Raw genomic sequence first — 18,064 nt, 5'->3', positions numbered from 1 at the left:
ACCTTCCGTTAGTTGCTGTTCCTCTTCATCGAACTGGCCTTCTCCTGCAGGCTCTCGGGGATCTTAGCTTTGAAAGTGTCGCCAATACGCCGCTGGCTATCCACGTATAGCTGAGCAGGCAGCTCACTCTGCTGAGAAAGAGGAGATTTACGTTGCTGCTCCAAAAGCCAGTCCGTCACGGTTTCATGCTTAGGGTTAGATATGCTATCCGACAGCCCGAATTCGTAGCTCTTCTCCTGGGCAACGGCTCCCGTTGAAGCTAAGCAGGTCAGTGTAATAAGCATCCATTTATTCATAATCAATCTCCGCGATCTGGAAGGCCAAGCCTCTGGCATGGTTCAACTCATCGTCCGTAAAGCGATATTGCTCCTGGAGATCCTTTATCCCCTGTTCATTCCCGTCCAACAAATAGGCAACCGCGAGATTCTGGCGGACTTTGCCCGTACCATTCTGAAGCTCCAGGGAGGTTCTGAGCTGGCGCTGGGCGGCGGTGTAATCTTTCGCCATAAGAAGGGCGTAGCCATAATCGTTTCTAACCGCGGCGGAAGCGGGCAGCTTGCGCACCGCCTTTTCCAGATTAGCCAGCGCCTGGTCAAGCTGGCCTTGTTTCAATGCCACCATGCCAAGCCCGTGGTAAGACTCACCGCTATCGCATTCTTCACGCATGATGTTGAATACACGTTTTGAGGTGGCCAGGTCTCCTGTCAACGCCAGAAGCTGCCCGTAACGTTGCCAGTACTCGACGTTGTTTTGAGCCGCCGTCTGAAGCCGGGCAAGGGCGGCATAGTTCCGCTCCCGTGCCATCAAAGTGTCCACCATCTCCAGCTCCACTCTCTGCTCAGGGGCTGGTTCAGAACCACATTTGATTTCTGGTTCAAAATTACCTATTCCATCGCCGAGCGTAGTCGGTTGCTGATGGGCACAACCGCCCAGCGCCGCCATTATCCCGAATGCAAGACCCCATTGTGTCCATTTCATTATGATTACTCCTGCCTCATTCAGCGCGACAGCGCCTGTACGATATTCATGCCAGCCGGACCACCAATAATGATGAAGAGTGCCGGCAACATCAGCGCCATCATGATCACGGTCATCTTGGCCCCAAGTTTGTTCACCTGCTCTTTGACGTGACTTTTTTCAATTTCCTGTGCCTCGGTTACTACCTGTTCAATACTCTCAGTAATGCCACCGCCCAAGACCCCGGCCTGCTTCAGCAGACGGGTGAGGTTGTGCAGCACCGGTATTTCCTTGCCTTCTCCGATATCATCCAATGCATCTCCTCGATCAGCGCCGCTGTCCATGAGGCGATTGAAACGGTCCAGACGATAAACCAGGGAAGGAATAAGAGGGCGGGCCTGCAGGGCGGCAATGCGGAAAGCACGCTCGATGGAGAGCCCCGCTTCAAGCAGCATTCGCAGGACCTGAGCCAGCTCAATAGATTCCAGGTTCTGCTGGTAGCAAGAGCGTTTAGCCACCGCGCGAACATAACGCCGGGATCCGATGAAGCCAATGGCTCCGAAAGCCAAAGCGCCGAGCACACCCCAAACCAGACCGCCCAACACAGTCATTACTATGGGAACCAGCCAACACACCAATAGATAAGTGTTCTGTATGTTTTCGGAACTCCTCCCAGTGATCTTGAGCGCTGTTTGGACCTCGCTGAAATCCTGCCGGACGAATCCGATCCTGGTGAGGCGATGGGACAGGCTGGACAGGGCTAAGTTGCCTCGCTCTTCGTCTCCTCTTTGCAGATTGAGCCGCTCCAGGACATTGCGACGCTGTTCCCAACGCCGACTTTGGAATAGGGCCAGCCAAGCGGCGACACAAGCCAGTACGATGACCATAAAGAAGCTAACCACGGCCCACCCCTTGCACCATTCTAAAAATGATGATTACGCCCAGCAAAACCAGTCCTCCTGACACCGCTAACATGATGTGTCCAGCTTGTGTATCAAGAAGAATATCTCGAAAACCCTTGTTCATGGCGATCAACACCACACCAATTCCCGGCGGCAACACAGAGAAGGCAATAGCGGTGAAACGGGTCTCCGCCGTGGCAGCCATGAACTCGCGTCGCAACTCCTGTTGAGCACGCAGAGCCCGGGAAGTCTGCTTCAGGATCGGGCGGACCGCACTGCCGAAGCGGTTGGACGTCCGTAATGCCACAGCCACGAACACCAGAGGTGGAATCTGATACAGCTCGGCAAAATCATCGAGAAGGTCGGTGTAATCACGGCCAGATTCCACCGCACTGCGGATACGGAATGACAGGGCCTCGTAAACGGAGGGGGCATCCCGGAAACTGTCCACCATGGCCTGATCCAGGGAGCGCCCGGCGTCGATGCCTCGAATCACGTTGTCGATCAGGCCCGGCAGGCTTTCAAAAATGATCCGGCGGCGGCGTTCGTAGCGTACTTTCCATAGCAATGCGAGAAGCAGGAGGGCAGAGACGGGCACTAACGGCAGCCAGAGCGGCCCCAGAAACACCAACACTAGCCCGGCAGTGGCGAAGATTAGCAACATGCCCATCACCAACGATGACTGATCCAAGGACATGCCGGCCTTAACCAGAAAGCGCTGGTAACGTCCGTTGGCGATATGTGCCGTCTCTTCACCACCAGGCAATTCGGTATGGATTTGTAGACGGCCCGCGACGTTCCGTTTTACCCGTTGCTTTTCGCGCAGTGCCACCCAAAGCAGTTGAGCTACGATCAGCACTACCGCCAGGATTGCGAGATTGCGGGCGGCACCAAGCAAGGCATCAGCCGTCATAGTTCCCCCGATAGACGTATTCCATGTGATAGGGGGCATCCTCACGGGGGTCAAGCGCGACCACCTCACTGATCATGCGGCGTCCATCCGGTAGCCGCACAAGCTGGATGATCATATCCAACGCCGAGCCAATAAGACGGGCAATCGCCTTTTCGCTGGCATCGTAGCCACTTACCGCCAGCAAGGTCTCGATACGTACCAACGCTTCCCGAGTGCCGTTAGCATGGATAGTGCTCATGGAACCTTCATGGCCGGTGTTCATGGCCTGCAGCAACTCGATAATTTCCCCCGAACGCACCTCGCCGACGATAATTCGGTCTGGCCTCATCCGCAGGGCGTTGATCACCAATTCCCGGGCAGTAATCCTGCCACGGCCTTCGGTATTGGCGGGGCGCGTCTCCAAACGCACCACATGGGGGTGACTCAATACCAGTTCGGCTGAATCCTCAATAGTCAAGATCCGCTCATTCTTGGGAATGTACTGACTGATCAGATTGAGCATAGTGGTCTTACCGGTACCGGTACCGCCACTGACCAGAATATTGCGCCGCCCCTGCACCGCCGCCACCAATACCTGCAAGCACTCCTCGGTCATTGACCCGGATTGAATCAGGTCCTCGGCGGAAAGATGGTGACGATTGAACTTCCGGATAGATACGGAAGGTCCGTCCAATGCCAATGGAGGAATAATGGCGTTAACACGTGAGCCGTCTGGCAGCCGGGCATCCACCATGGGGCTGGCTTCATCCAGGCGACGCCCCAGAGGCGCCAGAATCCGGCGCACCACGCGGACGATGTGATCGTTATCAATGAATCGGATCGCCGCCTTTTGCAAAACTCCCGCGATTTCAATAAAGACGCTTTGCGGGCCATTCACCAGAATATCGTTGATCCGGGCATCACGAAGTAGCGGCTCCAAGGGACCGAAGCCCATGACTTCATCAATCATGTCCCGGGCCAGTTGGTTCAGGTCTTGATTGGAAATCGGAATACGCTGCTCCGCGATGTACTGATGCACAGCACGAGTGATGGCGTCTTCCACACGCGGACGGTTGGCGCCACCTACTTCCACGCCATCTTCATCCAGCTTATCCACTACCCTTTTGTGGGTGTGGGCTTTAAGCCGCTGGTATTCATCGTCAATTCGTCCCGCCACTCAGACACCTTTTTCCTTAGTTTGGGCCTTAGCCGTCTTGCCTCAGGCTCTTTTGAGCCAGCCCTTACCGCTCTGGGCTTTGGTGCTTCCCATCAGCCGGGCCGACAGAGCCTTCACCGCCTTGCCGTAGCCGCTTTTCGGTGCGCTCTCGAGGATTGGCTGAGCTAGGTTGATGGCCTCCAGCCTCTGTTTCCACTCCATCGGCAAGGTTGCCGCAATCTCCGCACCGACACTCTCTCCTAGCTCATCCGCCTTTGGCGGCACCGCGGGTTCGTATCCATCGACGACAACCAGGATGTCCGTGTTGGAAGCCAGATAGGGCCGCCAGTCGGCAATATTGTCCCGGGCCGCTCTTACTACCGGCACCTCCTGGTTGGCCAGCAACAGTAGCTCTCGCACATGCACGCCAATCACCCGAACCCAGGCGGACTGGCTGATCGCGCCCACATTCAGGACGATGTGATCAAACATGGTCATTAATCGTGTCAGAGCGATAAACAAGTCCGCGCCCCGGTCACCGAGAAAGTCGCTTCCAGGTCCGCCCGCGAGCAGGCGCAAGCCAGGCCGGTACTCCTCCAAGGCCGTGTCGATCAAAGTTTCATCGAGCGTATCCGGGCTGGACAGGAGCTGCCCCAGGTCGAAGTTATTCTTGCTGTCTGAATGGAAAACCGTATCGCCCCGAGCATCCATGTCGATCGCGAGAATCCGTTGCCCCGGCTTTTGCGCGGCCATGGATACCGCCAGATTCTGGGCAAAAAAGGCGCTGTCGATTTGTGGGGTTACCGCTGTCACCATAGTCAGATTACGGACCTTGGACTGCAGTTCTTCTCCCCAATGACTGGGCCTTACCAGTTGGTGACGGCGCAGCCGGTCACGTAGCTCAGCGCCGTCGCTGCCCACGATCACACAATCCCGCGCACCGGATCGCATGCACTGCAGTACGGTTTCCTGGTCGGCGATGCGCGTTACGGCGATTACCGTCACCCAGGGGCGGGCGTTACTCAGCGCATTAATTACCGCCATGGATTGGGTGGCGTCCCGGTCTGTCATCTCCACCAGCGCCACACTCGCGCCGGTGGCTTCAAGCATGCGCAGTACACGCCCCAGGTCGCTGCGTGTCACTTTTTCCAAGCGGCCCAGGCCTTGAAGCGCCTGATCCAACCAGGCTTCCGTACCCGCGTCTTCCACTACCGCCAGCATGGTGCCGTCCATCACACTCTCCCTTTACCAGCTCAAGCCGTGACGGATGGGCTGCGAGCCGCGACGGGTTTCCGTCATCATATCCAGCCAGCCCGTGCTGCTGTCGTGATAGCCCGCTCCCGGTAACGTGCCTGGAGGCATGGTGGATTTTTGTGGGGAGACCAAATGGGGCGTAACCACCATCACCAGTTCTTTGTCTTCCCGTTCAATACGACCGGAGCGGAAGAAGACGCCCAAAATTGGGAGATTGCCGAGACCAGGGATACGATCACTGTTGTTGACTGTGTTCCGGCTAACCAATCCGCTGATAATGAAGGTTTCTCCCGGAGCCATGGAAACGGTGGTTTCGGAGCGGCGCACCCGTAATCCAGGCACCGAGACACCACCACTTTGTATTCCCGAGGAGTAGTCCAGCTCGCTGACCTCCGGAGCAACCTTGAGAATGATTTGGTTGTCGTCGATGACAGTCGGGGTCAATGCAAGTCCAACGCCGAAATTTTTGTACTCAACCTGAACACCATCATTGTTGCTTCGTGTCGGGACCGGAAATTCGCCGCCAGAAAGGAAGGTTGCCGTTTGCCCGCTCAATGCAGTTAAGGAAGGTTCCGCCAATGTATAAGCAAACCCACCGCTTTCCAGCGCATTTATGATGGTTGTGGAGTTTCGGCCGATCCGGAACAAGCTGAAGCCGTCTGCTCCTGTCGCCGGAGAGCTGATACCGGCCTCGGTGCCAGCCCCATCAAAGATGTTGGAGTACTCAAACCCAAAAGCATTCAGCTCACTACGGCTGACCTCAAGAATGCGAATATCCGTTTGCACCTGGGTCCCAAAAGGCATCGCATTTCCAGCGGTGGCCGCCACCACGACCGTGCTTCTCAGCGGCTCGTTGCTCCCATTGAGCCATACAGAAAGCACCGAAGAGCCTTCTTTTTTAGCCGTTAAAAGCAGCTCCGTGCTGGCGCTAACGGAAACGGCGGCGGCTTCCGGGTCAGAGGTCGCCACTTTCGTTACCCGGCTAGGGAACACGAGCACGCGTTGATCCCCAGGGGCCAGCCGCATCACCTTGTCCAGGACGTCCTCATCCGCCCAAGAAGCCCGGGATATAGCCAGAAGCATGAACAAGACGCACGCCGCGAAAATACCGTATGCCCCCCCGGAGAAAATGCCGGGCGCGACGATGCTGGGGCTTTGTCGTTGTTTAATGTACATAGGTGCTCCTGGACGTAGATCCCTCATAAACTTCCACACGCTGGCCTCTTGGTGCCGGCGCTCGTCTTACCGGTTGTGCCTTTTTCTTTTCAGGAAACAGATCGCTAATCTTGGTCATAAGTATCGGGTCCTCGGAGGCGTCTTTCTTCTCCGTTTCCCCTGCACCGTCAGTTTCTACCTGCGCCAATTCTTGTCCGCCCTTCTCTTCTGGGGACGCTTCTCTATGTTGGGCCTCGCCCGCCAAAGCCAGGCGCAGGTCCCCGTTGGTGTCCGCAAGAAACAGTTTGGGAAGGTCTTCCCTAGGAATTGCCAGAACGGCAGTCGCATTACGGCCCCGGCGTTGTTGCTGCTCGGCCTCGGGACCTGTCGCGGCCTCTTCCAGTTGACCGTAGACGGCGATTACTTCAATGCTGTTAAGCAGAATCATCACTGTCGGTTGTTGTTCTTCCCCATTTTTGAAGTGCGCAAGCACGTCCACCAAGTCCCCCGGTTGAAGCAAGCCCCCTACGCCAGAGACATCACTAATGCCAATTGAGAAAGCGCGAAACCCTGCCGGAACCGCTTGAGCCAACCGATTGGATGCCTGGAGATGGGATTTTGAAAGGATCTCTCCTTCACGGACATTACGGCGTAAGAGTTTGCCTTGAACCGGCTCTCCGGAAGACACGGCTTCTGCAAGAGGCACGGAGACGCCGACCTTTCGGAAATCTTCTTCGCTAATGGTCGTACCAATATTCAGCTCACGAGTAGCTACCCAATAGCTATGTTTGAGTGCCTCTTCGATTTGCTCCTCCGTAACCTGCATCACCACCCCGGGGGTAGACGCCTCGGAAGACTCCGGCTCACGTGCAAGTCCAATGAAAGCCAGAATCACTGCCAACACACTGAGCAGCAACGCCGGTAACATGTATAGCCATCGAGCCCCCATACCTTCTCCTTGGGTTTGGCCGTGTTATTCGATTCAGCGAAGCAGGTAAACCAGCCCCTAATACGATAGGTTGCCTGATTTACACTCCGCCCTGCTTTTTTTCCGGCTAATAAACAACTTTCGCCGTGGCCTGCAGGCAGTCCGGCATGGGCGGGAAGCCTCCCCAAAAACCCAGGGCGCCAGGCCCTTTCGCCGTACCTACCGCCCCCTGTCCATCGGCACACCCCCCATCAGCTAAGACCACTTTTAAAGTACAAACCACTTGATCGTCTGCGCCAGGGGGGTGATAACAGGCCTCTGTTGACAAGGAACCCATGAATTCCGGCACCAGACCTCCAGCCACACTATCGTTAGCCAGCTTCAAAGCCTCGACGTCAGGTTCGTCAGTTCCATTTCTATCCAAATGCATCACCGAGGCCGTAGCTCGGTCTACGGCAATCTGCATCCTGACTTGCCAGGAAAACAGAACGCCGTAGACCCCCGCGGCATAAATCAGGGAGAAGATCAGCGGAAACAGGACTAAAAATTCTAAGGCTACCGCCCCTCTCTCTTTCCCTGATTTGTCTCGTCGACCTGCAGTGAACATCACTTTATCAGGCGCCAGAAATCGCACTTTTAATAGGCGCAAAAACCGCCGATACAGCACTCTCATCGAGGAAAGCGATAGCTGCCACAATAATCACGACAATCAGTGCGACTAGAACAACATATTCCAACGCACTAGCCCCACGCTGGCGGTTACTACGAGTTGGCATTTGGGTAAAGAGACGCACCATCAAGGATTGAATGGCGGTATTAAAGGATTGGATCATTTTCATTTTAAGCGCTCCCTTGCGGTTTTTGATTGCCCCCCCAGACAGGGGCACCTTTCAGCTTCGATCGTAGGCGTGTTGTGACGTTCGTCACAAGTTCTACTTTGTGCATACTGCGTAAATACACGTAGCAATTTCAATCACTTACAGATCCGCTCTTAAGATGATCGGCGGGTGGCATGCGATAAGTGGTTTTGCTTAGCCCCCCGATCCCTGCAACACCTCCTTTCCGTGTTTTACATTTTTCGAATACGCAGTGAGTTGTTTTGAGTGTGCAAAAACCTGACTCCAAATGAAATAATGTCATTTTGTCATTATGAAAAAGTGCGCTCAGTCACATTTCCTATATGCAATATGTAAAATCATGCTGAGGCACAGGTCACATGGGTGCAGGCGCCGTACAAAGGGTTACATAAGGTTGCATAAGGGCGGGTTTTAAGGACGGAAAGGCGCCGGCCGGGTTTCAGTTTTATTCCCGGACCATGAATATGCGGTGATATTTTGAGCTTCAACCTACTGACGGGGAGGTTGGGGAGGCAGCTTGAATCGCGCTTGATCGTTATCGGGGACTGGACATTTGATCAGGTGGAGGCTAATTTATCACCAGGTATTACTTATTGATACGAGGGTCCGTCATGGCAACGTCCCTGAAGATCGACGACGAACTGAAAAGCCGTGTCCAGCATCTTGCCAATCAACGGCGCCGTTCGGCCCACTGGCTCATGCTGGAGGCTATCCAGCAGTATGTTGAACGGGAAGAAGCACGCGAAAGCTTCCGGCAAGAAGCGCTGGCCTCCTGGCAAGCCTATCAGGAAACAGGACAGCATCTGACGGGGCAGGAAGTTCGCGACTGGTTGAAGACCTGGGGCACTGACAATGAGCAGGATGCTCCCGAGTGCCACGAATAGTCGTTACGGCCCGAGCAACTCAAGGCCTGGCGAGATGCCGCCGGTTCCTGCTTGATAAGTCCCCGGAGGCAGCCCGGCGTGCCGGGCAGGTCATTGAGCAACACTTTTTGCTACTGGAATCGACCCCCACCGTTGGCCGCCCGGACGAAGCGATTCCTGTATTGCGTGAATTGGTGATTCCTTTCGGAGATTCTGGTTATATCGCGCTGTACCGCTTTGAACCCGCTGACGATACCGTCTATGTTTTGGCATTCCGGCATCAAAAGGAGGCGGGTTATTAAGCCGCTGTGGGAAGCAGCCTTGGCCGCGAATGTCTCTGGGCCATTGGCCATTCACTTGCAGCGGCCCGCCGCCCGGACAAAGCTCCCACAGCGGCTCTGTAGTAAAGCTGTGGGAGCCAGCCTGCTGGCGAATTCAGGCCTCTGGCGTTGCCCTATTCGCTTGCAGGCAAGCTCCCACAGAAATAACGGCTTGTCGTTGGTTTTGCGGGAAAGGGCGGATTGGCGGGTACAACAAAAGGCCCGGCGGCTTGTGCCACCAGGCCTTTATTTGTTCGCCCCGTGCCAGGCTGGGGAAGCGTTACTTGATCTTCGCTTCCTTGTACATCACGTGCTTGCGTACCACCGGATCAAACTTTTTGGTTTCCATCTTTTCCGGATGGAGACGCTTGTTTTTGGTGGTGGTATAGAAGTGACCGGTGCCTTCAGAGGACACCAGACGAATCTTTTCACGAACCGGACCGGCCATGGGTCAGCTCCTTAAACTCGAATGCCGCGGGCACGGATATCGGTCAGTACTGAGTCGATACCCTTCTTATCGATGATGCGCATGCCTTTGGAGGATACGCGCAGACGCACAAAGCGCTTTTCACTTTCCACCCAGAAGCGGTGGTAGTGCAAATTCGGTTCGAACCGACGCTTGGTCTTGATGTTCGAGTGGGACACGTTGTGGCCCGTTACCGGGCGCTTGCCGGTCACCTGGCAAACCTTGGACATGATCTTGCTCCCGTGATGATCACATAGGGGCGGGGCAGCCCCGGAATAAGGCCGCGTTTTATACCAGACCCCGCCCCGGGGATCAAGCGGAAAGCGTCGGTGGCGGTGGACGGGGGAGGTCTGGCGGGACCGGTATTCGCCGCCAGGGCAGCTCCCACAGCGGCTTCGTAGCACATGTGGGAGCCAGCCTGCTGGGGCGAATCCTGACCCCCGGTTTCCCGCCGCTACAGCCAGCCGAGGCGACCCAGGGACTGCCACTGGTTGTCGCCGATCACCAGGTGATCGAGTAAGCGGACATCCACCAGATTCAGGGCGTCGCTGAGGCGGCGGGTGACATCGCGGTCCGCGCGGCTGGGTTCGGCGATGCCCGAGGGGTGATTGTGCCCGACGATGATACTGGACGCATTATGGTCCAGCGCCCGCCGCACCACTTCCCTCGGGTAGACGGCGGCGGCGTCCACGGTGCCACGGAACAGCTTCTCGAAGCCCAGCATGCGGTTCTTGTTGTCCATGAACAGTACCGCGAACACTTCGCTGGGCTCCCCGCGCAGCTCCGACATGAACATGCGCGCGGCCGGCTCCGGTTCACTGAGGGTCACTTCCTTTTTCAGTTCCAGGGCCACATAGCGTTTTCCCAGTTCCACCGCCGCCAGCAACTGGGTCAGGCGGGTGCCTCCCAGCCCCCGCATACGCCGCATGCGCTCCGGAGGCAGATCCAGCAGCGCCCGCAGATCACCGGCCTCATTCAACAAATTCCGCCCCAGGTCCACCGCGGAACAGCCCCGCACGCCAGTGCGCAACAGCACTGCCAGCAGCTCCGCGTCACTCAGTGCCGCCGCGCCCCGCTGCAGCAGCTTTTCCCGCGGGCGTTCGTTTTCCGGCCAGTCCGTTATTGCCATTGGATATCCTCCGTGATGATGGTTTAGTGCCCTGCTAGCCGACGCCAATCGCAGCCCTCTGGCCCGTTTGTCACCGCCAGGCATTGGGCATACACTGCGAAAGCGTCCACTCCAAACTACTGTACGGAAATACAGTATGCAACGTTTGATTAGTAAGCGAATTCTTCTCGGCGTCACCGGCGGTATCGCCGCTTACAAGGCCGCGGATCTGGTCCGCCGCCTGCAGGACGCCGGCGCCGAGGTGCGCGTGGTGATGACCCAGGGTGCCTGTGAATTCATCACACCGCTGACCATGCAGGCGCTGTCCGGACAACCGGTGCACACCGATCTTCTCGACCCCCGCGCCGAGGCGGCGATGGGGCATATCGAGCTGGCGCGCTGGGCCGACCTGATCCTGATTGCCCCGGCCTCCGCCAATTTCCTCGCCCGCCTGGCCCACGGCCATGGTAACGACCTGCTGAGCACACTGTGCCTGGCCACCGGCGCACCGATCGCCATCGCCCCGGCCATGAATCAGCAGATGTGGGCGGACACCGCCACGCAGAAGAATCAGCTGATCCTGCAGGAAAAGGGCATTCACATCTTCGGCCCCGGCTCCGGCAACCAGGCCTGTGGTGAAGTGGGCCCGGGCCGTATGCTGGAGCCGGAAGAGATCATCCGGCAGGCCGCGGATATCTTTCATTACGATCTGCTCACTGGCAGGCATGTGGTGATCACCGCCGGCCCCACCCGCGAGCCGATCGACCCGGTGCGTTATCTGACCAACAAAAGCTCCGGCAAGATGGGCTTCGCCCTGGCGGAAGCGGCGGCGGAAGCGGGGGCCCGGGTTACGCTGATCGCCGGCCCGGTGGCCTTGCCGACCCCGGAGCGGGTGCAACGCATCGATGTGGTGCGCGCCCAGGATATGTACCAGACCAGCATGGAAGTGGTGGAGCAGGGTTGCGATGTGTTCATCGCCACCGCCGCCGTGGCGGACTACCGGCCGACGGTGACCGCGGACCACAAGATCAAGAAGTCCACCGAGGAGATTCACCTGACCCTGGTGAAGAACCCGGACATCATCGCCGCGGTGGCCAGCCACGACAAACGCCCCTTTACCGTGGGCTTCGCCGCGGAAACCCAGGATGTGATCAGCTACGCCCAGGGCAAGCTGACCAACAAGAAGCTGGATATGATCGCCACCAACGATGTGTCCGGCAGCAACGTGGGTTTCAACAGCGACAATAACGCCCTGACCGTGATCTGGCCCGGCGGCCACAAGGTGCTGCCGCTGGCGTCCAAGCGACAGATCGCCAAGCAATTGATCGAGCTGATCGCGATACGGTACAAGGACTGACAGTTTCGTCATCAACCCGGGATAACACATGAACCTGCAATATCGAGTGCTCGACCCGCGTCTGGGCGACACCATCCCCTTGCCTCATTACGCCACCGAGGGCTCCGCCGGCCTGGATCTGCGCGCCATGCTGGACGAAGCCATCACCCTGGCGCCGGGCGATTCCACTTTGCTGCCCACCGGTTTGTCGATTCACATCGCCGATCCCGGTTACGCCGGCCTGGTGCTGCCGCGCTCCGGGCTGGGGCACAAGCACGGCATCGTGCTGGGTAATCTGGTGGGGCTGATCGACTCCGATTACCAGGGCGAATTGATGGTGTCCTGCTGGAACCGGGGGCAAAACGCTTTCACCCTGGAGCCTGGTGAGCGAGTGGCTCAGTTGGTGATCGTGCCGGTGCAGCAGGTGGTCTGGCAGCAGGTCGAGCAGTTCACAGAAAGCCAACGGGGTAGCGGCGGTTTCGGCCACAGTGGCCGACAATAACATCCGCACCTGCCCGTCCCGCGCATGACATCATTCCAATGCGGGCCGGGCGCGAACGCCGGCGGTGGGGGCCGCCAGCGTTGTTGCTTGAACATCGTCGTTCAAGTGTACAAAAAGGGGGGACACCATGTTCAACAGCAAGGCCGACGGCGCCGACGCGCGCCCATCGCGGCCCTTCGTTCTGTTCGCTTTACTGGTGGGGATGGCGCTCGCCGCCGTCCAGGCCGTTTATTTCCATCAGCAGATCCAGCAACGGCAATGGCAAACCGCGCAAGCCGATGCGCAGGGCCTGGCCCGGGAATGGGCGCGCGACCTGTGGAACCGGGCACAACGGCTCGAGGACAGACTGACCCGCCTGCCCGGCGAAGTCCCGGTCCAGCGCGCGCTGGCGCAAGCGCAAGTCTCCGATGCCGACTGGTTTCGCGACGGCCGCTTACGCATCGTGCCGGATATCGCCGCCACCGACGCGCTCAGTTTCACCGAACAGGATCTGCTGCAACGGCTTCATGAAGGGAGCGGGCGTGCTCCGCTGGTGATCGGACGCGGCGGCGAGTCTCCGGCACTGCTGGCGGGACGGGCGGTGTCCGGCGGCGCCCTGATCATCCAGCAGGACCTCTCGCCCTGGATGCGCCAGCTTGATCAGCGCCTGCCCCGGGGCGCCCAGGTGCGCCTGATCCAGGACGAGGTCACCCTGGCCCGACGCGGCCAGTCCGCTACCCTTCATGGCATCGCTCTTCATGGCACAAATATGGCTTCCGGAGAGGCCACCCAGGGCACCTTTACGGTACGGCTGGATAGGCCACCGCCGCCGCCTCCGCTAACCGCCTGGATTCTGCCCGGTGGTCTGGGGCTCGGCCTGGTCCTGTTGTCATTGATTCTGCCCAGGCTGACGCGGCGCCCGGAGCAGCCGGAACCGGTGAGGCAGGGCAGCGCTCCCAAACCGCAACGCCGCGAACCGGCCGCGCCCAAACCGGCGGCGCCAGCGGTCACTCAGCCGCCGCTGCCGGACGATGTGTTCAGCGGCGACGGCCTTGTTCTCAAGGCGGACCCCGAGCTCCTGGCACGCCTGGGCAGCGCCTTCGCCGCTCTGGCCCGGGACAGGCACGCCCCCGCCCTGTGCCTGGCCAGTGATGATTCGGAGGGTGCCGACGCGGTGCTCGACGCGCTGCGCGGCGGCATTCTGGTGGAAGGCCTGAAAACCCGGGACCAGGTGCCCTGCGCCGAGCCTCTGTGGCGGCACGGGCTGGAAACCGGCGCCATCCGCGAAGGACTGTACGTCCACAAAAACGGCGATCGCTGGCGGCTGATCCCGGTACTGGACGGACAGGAACCAGGCCAGGACGATCTCGACACCTTGCGCCGCTACAGTGCCGGCACCGTGGCCGCTTCCTCGCGGCGGGCCGATCCCGAGCCAGCGCCCTTCGACACTTACTTGCGCCAGCTTCGTGACGATATCGTTCTGGCCCGGCCTCTACGGCTGGCCCTGCACGCCCCCGCGCTGCTGGCGCCGCTGGCGCACGCTCTGTTCGATGGCCTGGGCTGCGCCGTGGTGCCGGCCAAGACCGCCGATGCCCTGCGCCGCGTGGTGACGGAACAGAACGCGGATGTCGGTATCCTCCTGGATCAGCGCGGGAATACGCTGGCGCTGGTGGACCATCAGGGCGAGGAAGTGGCTTCTGATCGGGTGCTGATGTTGCTGGCCCGGGACCTGTTGAGCCGTCACCCCGGCGCCGACGTTTTATTTGACGTAAAATGCAGCCGCGCCTTGCCCTCGCTGATTCGCAAACAGGGCGGGCGCCCGGTATTGTGCGCCGCCGACCGGCGCCATATCGCCGGGGAGCGCCTGCGTTTGGGGGCGCCGCTGGCGGGCGAGTGGTCCGGCCGGGTGTTTTGCGCGGACCGTTGGTTCGGTTTCGCTGACGGTTTCTATGCGGCGGCCCGGGTGCTGGAGATTCTCAGCATGCAGGAGAGCGACAGCGCCACCGTGTTCGCCGGCCTCGCCACCGGGCGCAGCACCCCGCTGCTGCGACTGCCTGTCCCCGGTGATCAGGGGCGGGCGCTGGTCTCGGCGCTGCGCGCGGACGGCCGCTTTCCTGGTGGACGCGCCGCCACCGTGGACGGCCTGCGGGTGGAATTTCCCGATGGGTGGGGCGTGGTGAGGCTTTGCCCCTTACAATCGGTGCTGGAAATGCGCTTCGAGGGTCGCGACACGGCGGCCCTGGAACGGGTCAAGGATCTGTTCCGTGATCAGCTCCGGGCGGTGTCCCCCGACCTGGCGCTGCCCTTTTGACGTTTTGGCTGGAGAATGACATGGATACCAAGAGCGCCCAGGAAACCGCGCGCGTTCTGATCGAGGCTCTGCCCTATATTCAGCGTTTTTCCGGAACCACCGTGGTGATCAAGTACGGTGGCAACGCCATGGAAAATGATGAGCTGAAGAACAGCTTCGCCCGTGACGTGGTGATGATGAAGCAGGTGGGTATCCATCCGGTGATCGTCCACGGCGGCGGTCCGCAGATCGGTGATCTGCTCAACCGTCTCGGCAAGGAAAGCAAGTTCGTCCAGGGCATGCGCGTCACCGATCAGGAGACCATGGACGTGGTGCAGATGGTGCTCGGCGGCCTGGTCAACAAGGACATCGTCAATCTGATCCAGCACAACGGCGGCCAGGCCATCGGCCTCACCGGCAAGGACGGCCGTCTGATCCGCGCCCGCAAAATGCTGCTGCGGAACGAGGACGCCGACAATCCGGAACTGAAGGCCTCCGAAATCATCGATATCGGTCACGTGGGGGAAGTGCAGGGCATCGACACCCGCATTCTTTCGCTGCTGTCCGGCAGTGACTTCATTCCAGTGATCGCGCCCATCGGCGTGGATGACCAGGGTATCAGCTACAACATCAACGCCGACCTGGTGGCCGGCAAGGTGGCCGAGGTGCTGCGCGCCGAGAAACTGATCCTGCTGACCAACGTGGCCGGGCTCAAGGACAAGAACGATCGTATTCTCACTGGTCTGAGCGCGGAGCGGGTCAATGCCTTGATCAAGGACGGAACCATCTACGGCGGCATGCTGCCGAAGATTCGCTGCGCCCTGGAAGCCGTGGAGAACGGGGTGCACACCTCGCACATCATCGATGGACGGGTGCCTCACGCGGTGCTGCTGGAAATTCTCACCGATCAGGGCATCGGCACGCTCATCAGCCGCGATTGATGCGCCGGAACGGCGCTTTGTTATTGGCTCCATTTGGGGTGGAGCACACCGGCCCGGCGGCGGCATCGCCGGGCCGGCTCACATAAAACGGGTAACCAGGATATGACCGAAAAGAAGCCTTCTCGCAAGGAGCAAATCCTGCAAACACTGGCCTACATGCTGGAAGCGGAGCCGGGGGGCCGGGTGACCACATCCGGGCTGGCCAGGGAAGTGGGGGTGTCCGAGTCCGCGCTGTATCGCCATTTTCCCAGCAAGGCACGCATGCTTGAGGCGCTGATCGAGTTCATCGAGGACTCGGTGTTCTCGCGCATTAACCGCATCATCTCCGAAGGGGACGCGCTGCAACAGGTGGAGCAGATTCTGACGCTGATTCTGGCCTTCACCGAGCGCAATCCGGGCATTACCCGGCTGCTTACCGGCGACGCCCTGACCGGCGAGAATGAGCGGCTGCGTCAGCGTATTCAGCAATTCTACGACCGGGTGGAGAGCCAGCTGAAACAGGTGGTCCGTGACGCCGAATTCCGCGAAGGCAAGCGCACCCGCGCCACTCCGGGCATCACCGCCAATCTGCTGCTGTCCGTGGTGGAGGGGCGTATCGCCCAGTTCGTGCGCTCGGGCTTCCGCGCCCGTCCCGCCGAGGACTGGCATGAGCAATGGGCACTGATCGCGCCGATGATCTTTCGTGCGGACGGGGAAGCGCTTTAAAAGGCAGTTGACAGTTAACAGTGGACAGTTGACAGCGACAAAACTAAACAGCCCGATCTTTAGCCGCTGTGGGAGCTTGCCTGCAAGCGAATGGGCTCTGGCATCCAAAGATTCGCTTGCAGGCAAGCTCCCACAGTGGTGAAAAACAGGTGTGATTACTGAGCTTCCAGCTCGCGCAGGCGCTGGATGATGGGGGTGAATTCCTCCCGTACCCGCGCCATGTCCTCCTGGTATTCCTCGATTTTCTCGCGGTTCTCGCGAGCCTGGCGGCCGTAACGTTCAATGGCATCGCGCACGCTGTCGGGCACTTCCCGGCCAGCCCGCTCGGCCCGGGCTGCCTTGCGGATTTCCTCGTCCTGCTTGTTGTTAAGCTGCTGGATGGTGTTCTCGGTGTAGTCGATATTGAGCTGCAGCGCCTGCAGCTGCCGATCGCGGGCCCGTTCGGCGTCGCCCGGCCCGGCGTAGAGGCGGCGCAATTCACCGTCGCGCTGGGCCTGAGCCTTGGCCTGTTGCTGACGGGCCTGTTCCTTGCGGCGGCGGGCCTGTTCCTCCGGCGGCGCAGGCGCCACCGTTTCCAGCACCCGACCATGCTGGTCGAGCACCTGGTAACCGGCGTGAATGGCCGCTTCGGTGAGGGTGGCGCTGATCGCCATGGCCCCGTCCGCGGACTGGTAACGGTACAGCCGCTGTTCTGCTTCCTCGGTCTTGTTCGCCGCCATGGCGGCAGCGCTCAACACACTCAACAACACACCCAGCAGCAGTACCGTTGCTCTCACGACTCGCTCACCCCATAGCGTACCCGGTAGGCGTCCATGGCGGCCCGTTCCGCTTCCCGGTCCGGCTGCTGATCAAGCCAGCCGATGATGTCTTCCATGGAAACGATACTGCGCACCGGCACGCCCAGGCTGTCCTGCACTTCCTGGATCGCGGATTTCGCTTTACCGTCCGCCGAGGGCTCTCCCTGCCCCCGCTCCTGGCGGTCCAGCGCCACGAACACCCCGGCGATGGAAGCATCGGTCTGCGCGAACAGCGCCGCCACTTCACGAATGGCGGTGCCGGCGGTAATGACATCATCGATGATCAGCGCCCGGCCATTGAGGGGCGCCCCCACCAGCCAACCGCCTTCGCCGTGGTCCTTGACCTCCTTGCGATTGAAGGCCCAGGGATAATCCAGACCGTGATGCTCGGCGAGCGCCACCGCCACCGAGGACACCAGCGGAATACCCTTGTAGGCCGGGCCGAACAGCATATCGAATTCGATGCCCGACTCGACGATGGCGTCGGCGTAATGGCGTCCCAGGCGCGCCAGCGCTTCCCCGGTATGGAAAGTGCCGGCGTTAAAGAAGTAAGGACTTATACGCCCCGATTTGAGCGTGAACTCGCCGAACTTCAACGCCTGGCGCTGCTCGGCGAACCGCAGAAAATGCTTTTTGTAGTTTTTCATCATGTCACC

Annotated in this window: 22 protein-coding genes; 7 read left to right on the top strand and 15 right to left on the bottom strand. The window is 59.5% G+C overall.

What is annotated here, in order from left to right:
• Positions 1 to 8 precede the first annotated feature (8 nt).
• From MA04_RS07345 to MA04_RS07300, 10 genes are all read right to left on the bottom strand, one after another.
• Positions 9 to 296, bottom strand: a complete 288-nt coding sequence (locus tag MA04_RS07345) for a hypothetical protein (RefSeq protein ID WP_262459961.1) — start codon at positions 294 to 296, stop codon at positions 9 to 11.
• Positions 289 to 978 carry a tetratricopeptide repeat protein gene (locus MA04_RS07340; protein WP_262459960.1) on the bottom strand — a complete coding sequence of 230 codons (690 nt, stop codon included), beginning with the start codon at positions 976 to 978 and terminating at the stop codon, positions 289 to 291. The genes MA04_RS07345 and MA04_RS07340 overlap by 8 nt, the downstream gene beginning before the upstream one ends.
• Positions 979 to 998: 20 nt before the next feature.
• Positions 999 to 1,844 (bottom strand): type II secretion system F family protein, encoded by an 846-nt coding sequence (locus MA04_RS07335; protein ID WP_262459959.1) that lies wholly within the window; start codon positions 1,842 to 1,844, stop codon positions 999 to 1,001.
• 7 nt (positions 1,845 to 1,851) lie between these two features.
• Entirely contained in the window at positions 1,852 to 2,772 is a 921-nt protein-coding gene (locus MA04_RS07330; RefSeq protein WP_262459958.1) for a type II secretion system F family protein, read from the bottom strand.
• Positions 2,762 to 3,928: a CpaF family protein gene (locus tag MA04_RS07325; RefSeq protein ID WP_262459957.1), complete on the bottom strand. Its 1,167-nt coding sequence runs from the start codon at positions 3,926 to 3,928 to the stop codon at positions 2,762 to 2,764. The genes MA04_RS07330 and MA04_RS07325 overlap by 11 nt, the downstream gene beginning before the upstream one ends.
• 42 nt (positions 3,929 to 3,970) lie before the next feature.
• Complete coding sequence (locus MA04_RS07320; protein WP_262459956.1) at positions 3,971 to 5,140, bottom strand: AAA family ATPase; 1,170 nt, start codon at positions 5,138 to 5,140, stop codon at positions 3,971 to 3,973.
• 12 nt (positions 5,141 to 5,152) lie between these two features.
• Positions 5,153 to 6,337, bottom strand: a complete 1,185-nt coding sequence (locus tag MA04_RS07315; protein ID WP_262459955.1) for a type II and III secretion system protein family protein — start codon at positions 6,335 to 6,337, stop codon at positions 5,153 to 5,155.
• Positions 6,327 to 7,265 (bottom strand): Flp pilus assembly protein CpaB, encoded by a 939-nt coding sequence (gene cpaB / locus MA04_RS07310; RefSeq protein ID WP_262459954.1) that lies wholly within the window; start codon positions 7,263 to 7,265, stop codon positions 6,327 to 6,329. Before cpaB ends, MA04_RS07315 begins: the two co-directional genes overlap by 11 nt.
• Before the next feature lie 106 nt (positions 7,266 to 7,371).
• Positions 7,372 to 7,851: a TadE/TadG family type IV pilus assembly protein gene (locus tag MA04_RS07305; protein ID WP_262459953.1), complete on the bottom strand. Its 480-nt coding sequence runs from the start codon at positions 7,849 to 7,851 to the stop codon at positions 7,372 to 7,374.
• A gap of 7 nt (positions 7,852 to 7,858) precedes the next feature.
• On the bottom strand, positions 7,859 to 8,083 hold the full coding sequence (locus tag MA04_RS07300; protein ID WP_262459952.1) for a hypothetical protein: 225 nt from the start codon (positions 8,081 to 8,083) through the stop codon (positions 7,859 to 7,861).
• Positions 8,084 to 8,712: 629 nt separating this feature from the next.
• Between MA04_RS07300 and MA04_RS07295 the strand changes: the two genes are divergently transcribed.
• Together MA04_RS07295 and MA04_RS07290 are read left to right on the top strand one after the other, a co-directional pair.
• Complete coding sequence (locus tag MA04_RS07295; protein WP_262459951.1) at positions 8,713 to 8,985, top strand: CopG family ribbon-helix-helix protein; 273 nt, start codon at positions 8,713 to 8,715, stop codon at positions 8,983 to 8,985.
• Complete coding sequence (locus MA04_RS07290) at positions 8,973 to 9,266, top strand: type II toxin-antitoxin system RelE/ParE family toxin (protein WP_262459950.1); 294 nt, start codon at positions 8,973 to 8,975, stop codon at positions 9,264 to 9,266. The genes MA04_RS07295 and MA04_RS07290 overlap by 13 nt, the downstream gene beginning before the upstream one ends.
• 298 nt (positions 9,267 to 9,564) lie before the next feature.
• Here MA04_RS07290 and rpmG read toward each other — a convergent pair whose 3' ends face one another.
• The 3 genes from rpmG to radC all read right to left on the bottom strand — a co-directional run bounded on the left by rpmG (position 9,565) and on the right by radC (position 10,879).
• Positions 9,565 to 9,732 (bottom strand): 50S ribosomal protein L33, encoded by a 168-nt coding sequence (rpmG, locus tag MA04_RS07285; RefSeq protein ID WP_014992561.1) that lies wholly within the window; start codon positions 9,730 to 9,732, stop codon positions 9,565 to 9,567.
• Between the two features lie 11 nt (positions 9,733 to 9,743).
• Positions 9,744 to 9,980 (bottom strand): 50S ribosomal protein L28, encoded by a 237-nt coding sequence (gene rpmB, locus MA04_RS07280; protein ID WP_014992560.1) that lies wholly within the window; start codon positions 9,978 to 9,980, stop codon positions 9,744 to 9,746.
• 224 nt (positions 9,981 to 10,204) lie between these two features.
• Positions 10,205 to 10,879 (bottom strand): RadC family protein, encoded by a 675-nt coding sequence (gene radC, locus MA04_RS07275; RefSeq protein ID WP_262459949.1) that lies wholly within the window; start codon positions 10,877 to 10,879, stop codon positions 10,205 to 10,207.
• 136 nt (positions 10,880 to 11,015) lie between these two features.
• Between radC and coaBC the strand changes: the two genes are divergently transcribed.
• From coaBC to slmA, 5 genes are all read left to right on the top strand, one after another.
• Positions 11,016 to 12,215 (top strand): bifunctional phosphopantothenoylcysteine decarboxylase/phosphopantothenate--cysteine ligase CoaBC, encoded by a 1,200-nt coding sequence (gene coaBC / locus MA04_RS07270; RefSeq protein ID WP_262459948.1) that lies wholly within the window; start codon positions 11,016 to 11,018, stop codon positions 12,213 to 12,215.
• Between the two features lie 28 nt (positions 12,216 to 12,243).
• Positions 12,244 to 12,696, top strand: a complete 453-nt coding sequence (dut, locus tag MA04_RS07265; RefSeq protein WP_022996572.1) for a dUTP diphosphatase — start codon at positions 12,244 to 12,246, stop codon at positions 12,694 to 12,696.
• 127 nt (positions 12,697 to 12,823) lie between these two features.
• Positions 12,824 to 14,986, top strand: a complete 2,163-nt coding sequence (locus MA04_RS07260; RefSeq protein ID WP_262459947.1) for a hypothetical protein — start codon at positions 12,824 to 12,826, stop codon at positions 14,984 to 14,986.
• 20 nt (positions 14,987 to 15,006) lie between these two features.
• Positions 15,007 to 15,906, top strand: a complete 900-nt coding sequence (gene argB, locus MA04_RS07255) for an acetylglutamate kinase (RefSeq protein WP_262459946.1) — start codon at positions 15,007 to 15,009, stop codon at positions 15,904 to 15,906.
• A 102-nt stretch (positions 15,907 to 16,008) separates the two neighbouring features.
• A complete protein-coding gene (slmA, locus tag MA04_RS07250) occupies positions 16,009 to 16,611 on the top strand; it encodes a nucleoid occlusion factor SlmA (protein ID WP_262459945.1) in 603 nt (200 codons plus the stop codon).
• A gap of 155 nt (positions 16,612 to 16,766) precedes the next feature.
• On the opposite strand, the gene MA04_RS07245 is transcribed toward slmA, so the two are convergent.
• Both MA04_RS07245 and pyrE read right to left on the bottom strand, forming a co-directional pair.
• Entirely contained in the window at positions 16,767 to 17,387 is a 621-nt protein-coding gene (locus MA04_RS07245) for a hypothetical protein (RefSeq protein ID WP_262459944.1), read from the bottom strand.
• The gene (gene pyrE / locus MA04_RS07240; RefSeq protein WP_262460019.1) at positions 17,384 to 18,055 is read right to left on the bottom strand and encodes an orotate phosphoribosyltransferase; all 672 of its coding nucleotides are present in this window, start codon (positions 18,053 to 18,055) and stop codon (positions 17,384 to 17,386) included. The genes MA04_RS07245 and pyrE overlap by 4 nt, the downstream gene beginning before the upstream one ends.
• Positions 18,056 to 18,064: the final 9 nt, after the last annotated feature.

It is taken from the genome of Alloalcanivorax balearicus MACL04 (genome assembly GCF_025532145.1).
GTDB classification, from domain to species: domain Bacteria; phylum Pseudomonadota; class Gammaproteobacteria; order Pseudomonadales; family Alcanivoracaceae; genus Alloalcanivorax; species Alloalcanivorax balearicus.
Note: the sequence above shows the minus strand (reverse complement) of the source record. Positions and strands in the feature narration are given on the sequence as shown.

What these genes read in the sequence shown, in the direction of transcription:
- MA04_RS07345 (WP_262459961.1), bottom strand. Translation starts at nt 296, where the DNA reads ATGAATAAATGGATGCTTATTACACTGACCTGCTTAGCTTCAACGGGA.
- MA04_RS07340 (WP_262459960.1), bottom strand. Translation starts at nt 978, where the DNA reads ATGAAATGGACACAATGGGGTCTTGCATTCGGGATAATGGCGGCGCTG.
- MA04_RS07335 (WP_262459959.1), bottom strand. Translation starts at nt 1,844, where the DNA reads ATGGTCATCGTACTGGCTTGTGTCGCCGCTTGGCTGGCCCTATTCCAA.
- MA04_RS07330 (WP_262459958.1), bottom strand. Translation starts at nt 2,772, where the DNA reads ATGACGGCTGATGCCTTGCTTGGTGCCGCCCGCAATCTCGCAATCCTG.
- MA04_RS07320 (WP_262459956.1), bottom strand. Translation starts at nt 5,140, where the DNA reads ATGGACGGCACCATGCTGGCGGTAGTGGAAGACGCGGGTACGGAAGCC.
- MA04_RS07315 (WP_262459955.1), bottom strand. Translation starts at nt 6,337, where the DNA reads ATGTACATTAAACAACGACAAAGCCCCAGCATCGTCGCGCCCGGCATT.
- cpaB (WP_262459954.1), bottom strand. Translation starts at nt 7,265, where the DNA reads ATGGGGGCTCGATGGCTATACATGTTACCGGCGTTGCTGCTCAGTGTG.
- MA04_RS07305 (WP_262459953.1), bottom strand. Translation starts at nt 7,851, where the DNA reads ATGTTCACTGCAGGTCGACGAGACAAATCAGGGAAAGAGAGAGGGGCG.
- MA04_RS07300 (WP_262459952.1), bottom strand. Translation starts at nt 8,083, where the DNA reads ATGAAAATGATCCAATCCTTTAATACCGCCATTCAATCCTTGATGGTG.
- MA04_RS07295 (WP_262459951.1), top strand. Translation starts at nt 8,713, where the DNA reads ATGGCAACGTCCCTGAAGATCGACGACGAACTGAAAAGCCGTGTCCAG.
- rpmG (WP_014992561.1), bottom strand. Translation starts at nt 9,732, where the DNA reads ATGGCCGGTCCGGTTCGTGAAAAGATTCGTCTGGTGTCCTCTGAAGGC.
- rpmB (WP_014992560.1), bottom strand. Translation starts at nt 9,980, where the DNA reads ATGTCCAAGGTTTGCCAGGTGACCGGCAAGCGCCCGGTAACGGGCCAC.
- radC (WP_262459949.1), bottom strand. Translation starts at nt 10,879, where the DNA reads ATGGCAATAACGGACTGGCCGGAAAACGAACGCCCGCGGGAAAAGCTG.
- coaBC (WP_262459948.1), top strand. Translation starts at nt 11,016, where the DNA reads ATGCAACGTTTGATTAGTAAGCGAATTCTTCTCGGCGTCACCGGCGGT.
- dut (WP_022996572.1), top strand. Translation starts at nt 12,244, where the DNA reads ATGAACCTGCAATATCGAGTGCTCGACCCGCGTCTGGGCGACACCATC.
- MA04_RS07260 (WP_262459947.1), top strand. Translation starts at nt 12,824, where the DNA reads ATGTTCAACAGCAAGGCCGACGGCGCCGACGCGCGCCCATCGCGGCCC.
- argB (WP_262459946.1), top strand. Translation starts at nt 15,007, where the DNA reads ATGGATACCAAGAGCGCCCAGGAAACCGCGCGCGTTCTGATCGAGGCT.
- slmA (WP_262459945.1), top strand. Translation starts at nt 16,009, where the DNA reads ATGACCGAAAAGAAGCCTTCTCGCAAGGAGCAAATCCTGCAAACACTG.
- pyrE (WP_262460019.1), bottom strand. Translation starts at nt 18,055, where the DNA reads ATGAAAAACTACAAAAAGCATTTTCTGCGGTTCGCCGAGCAGCGCCAG.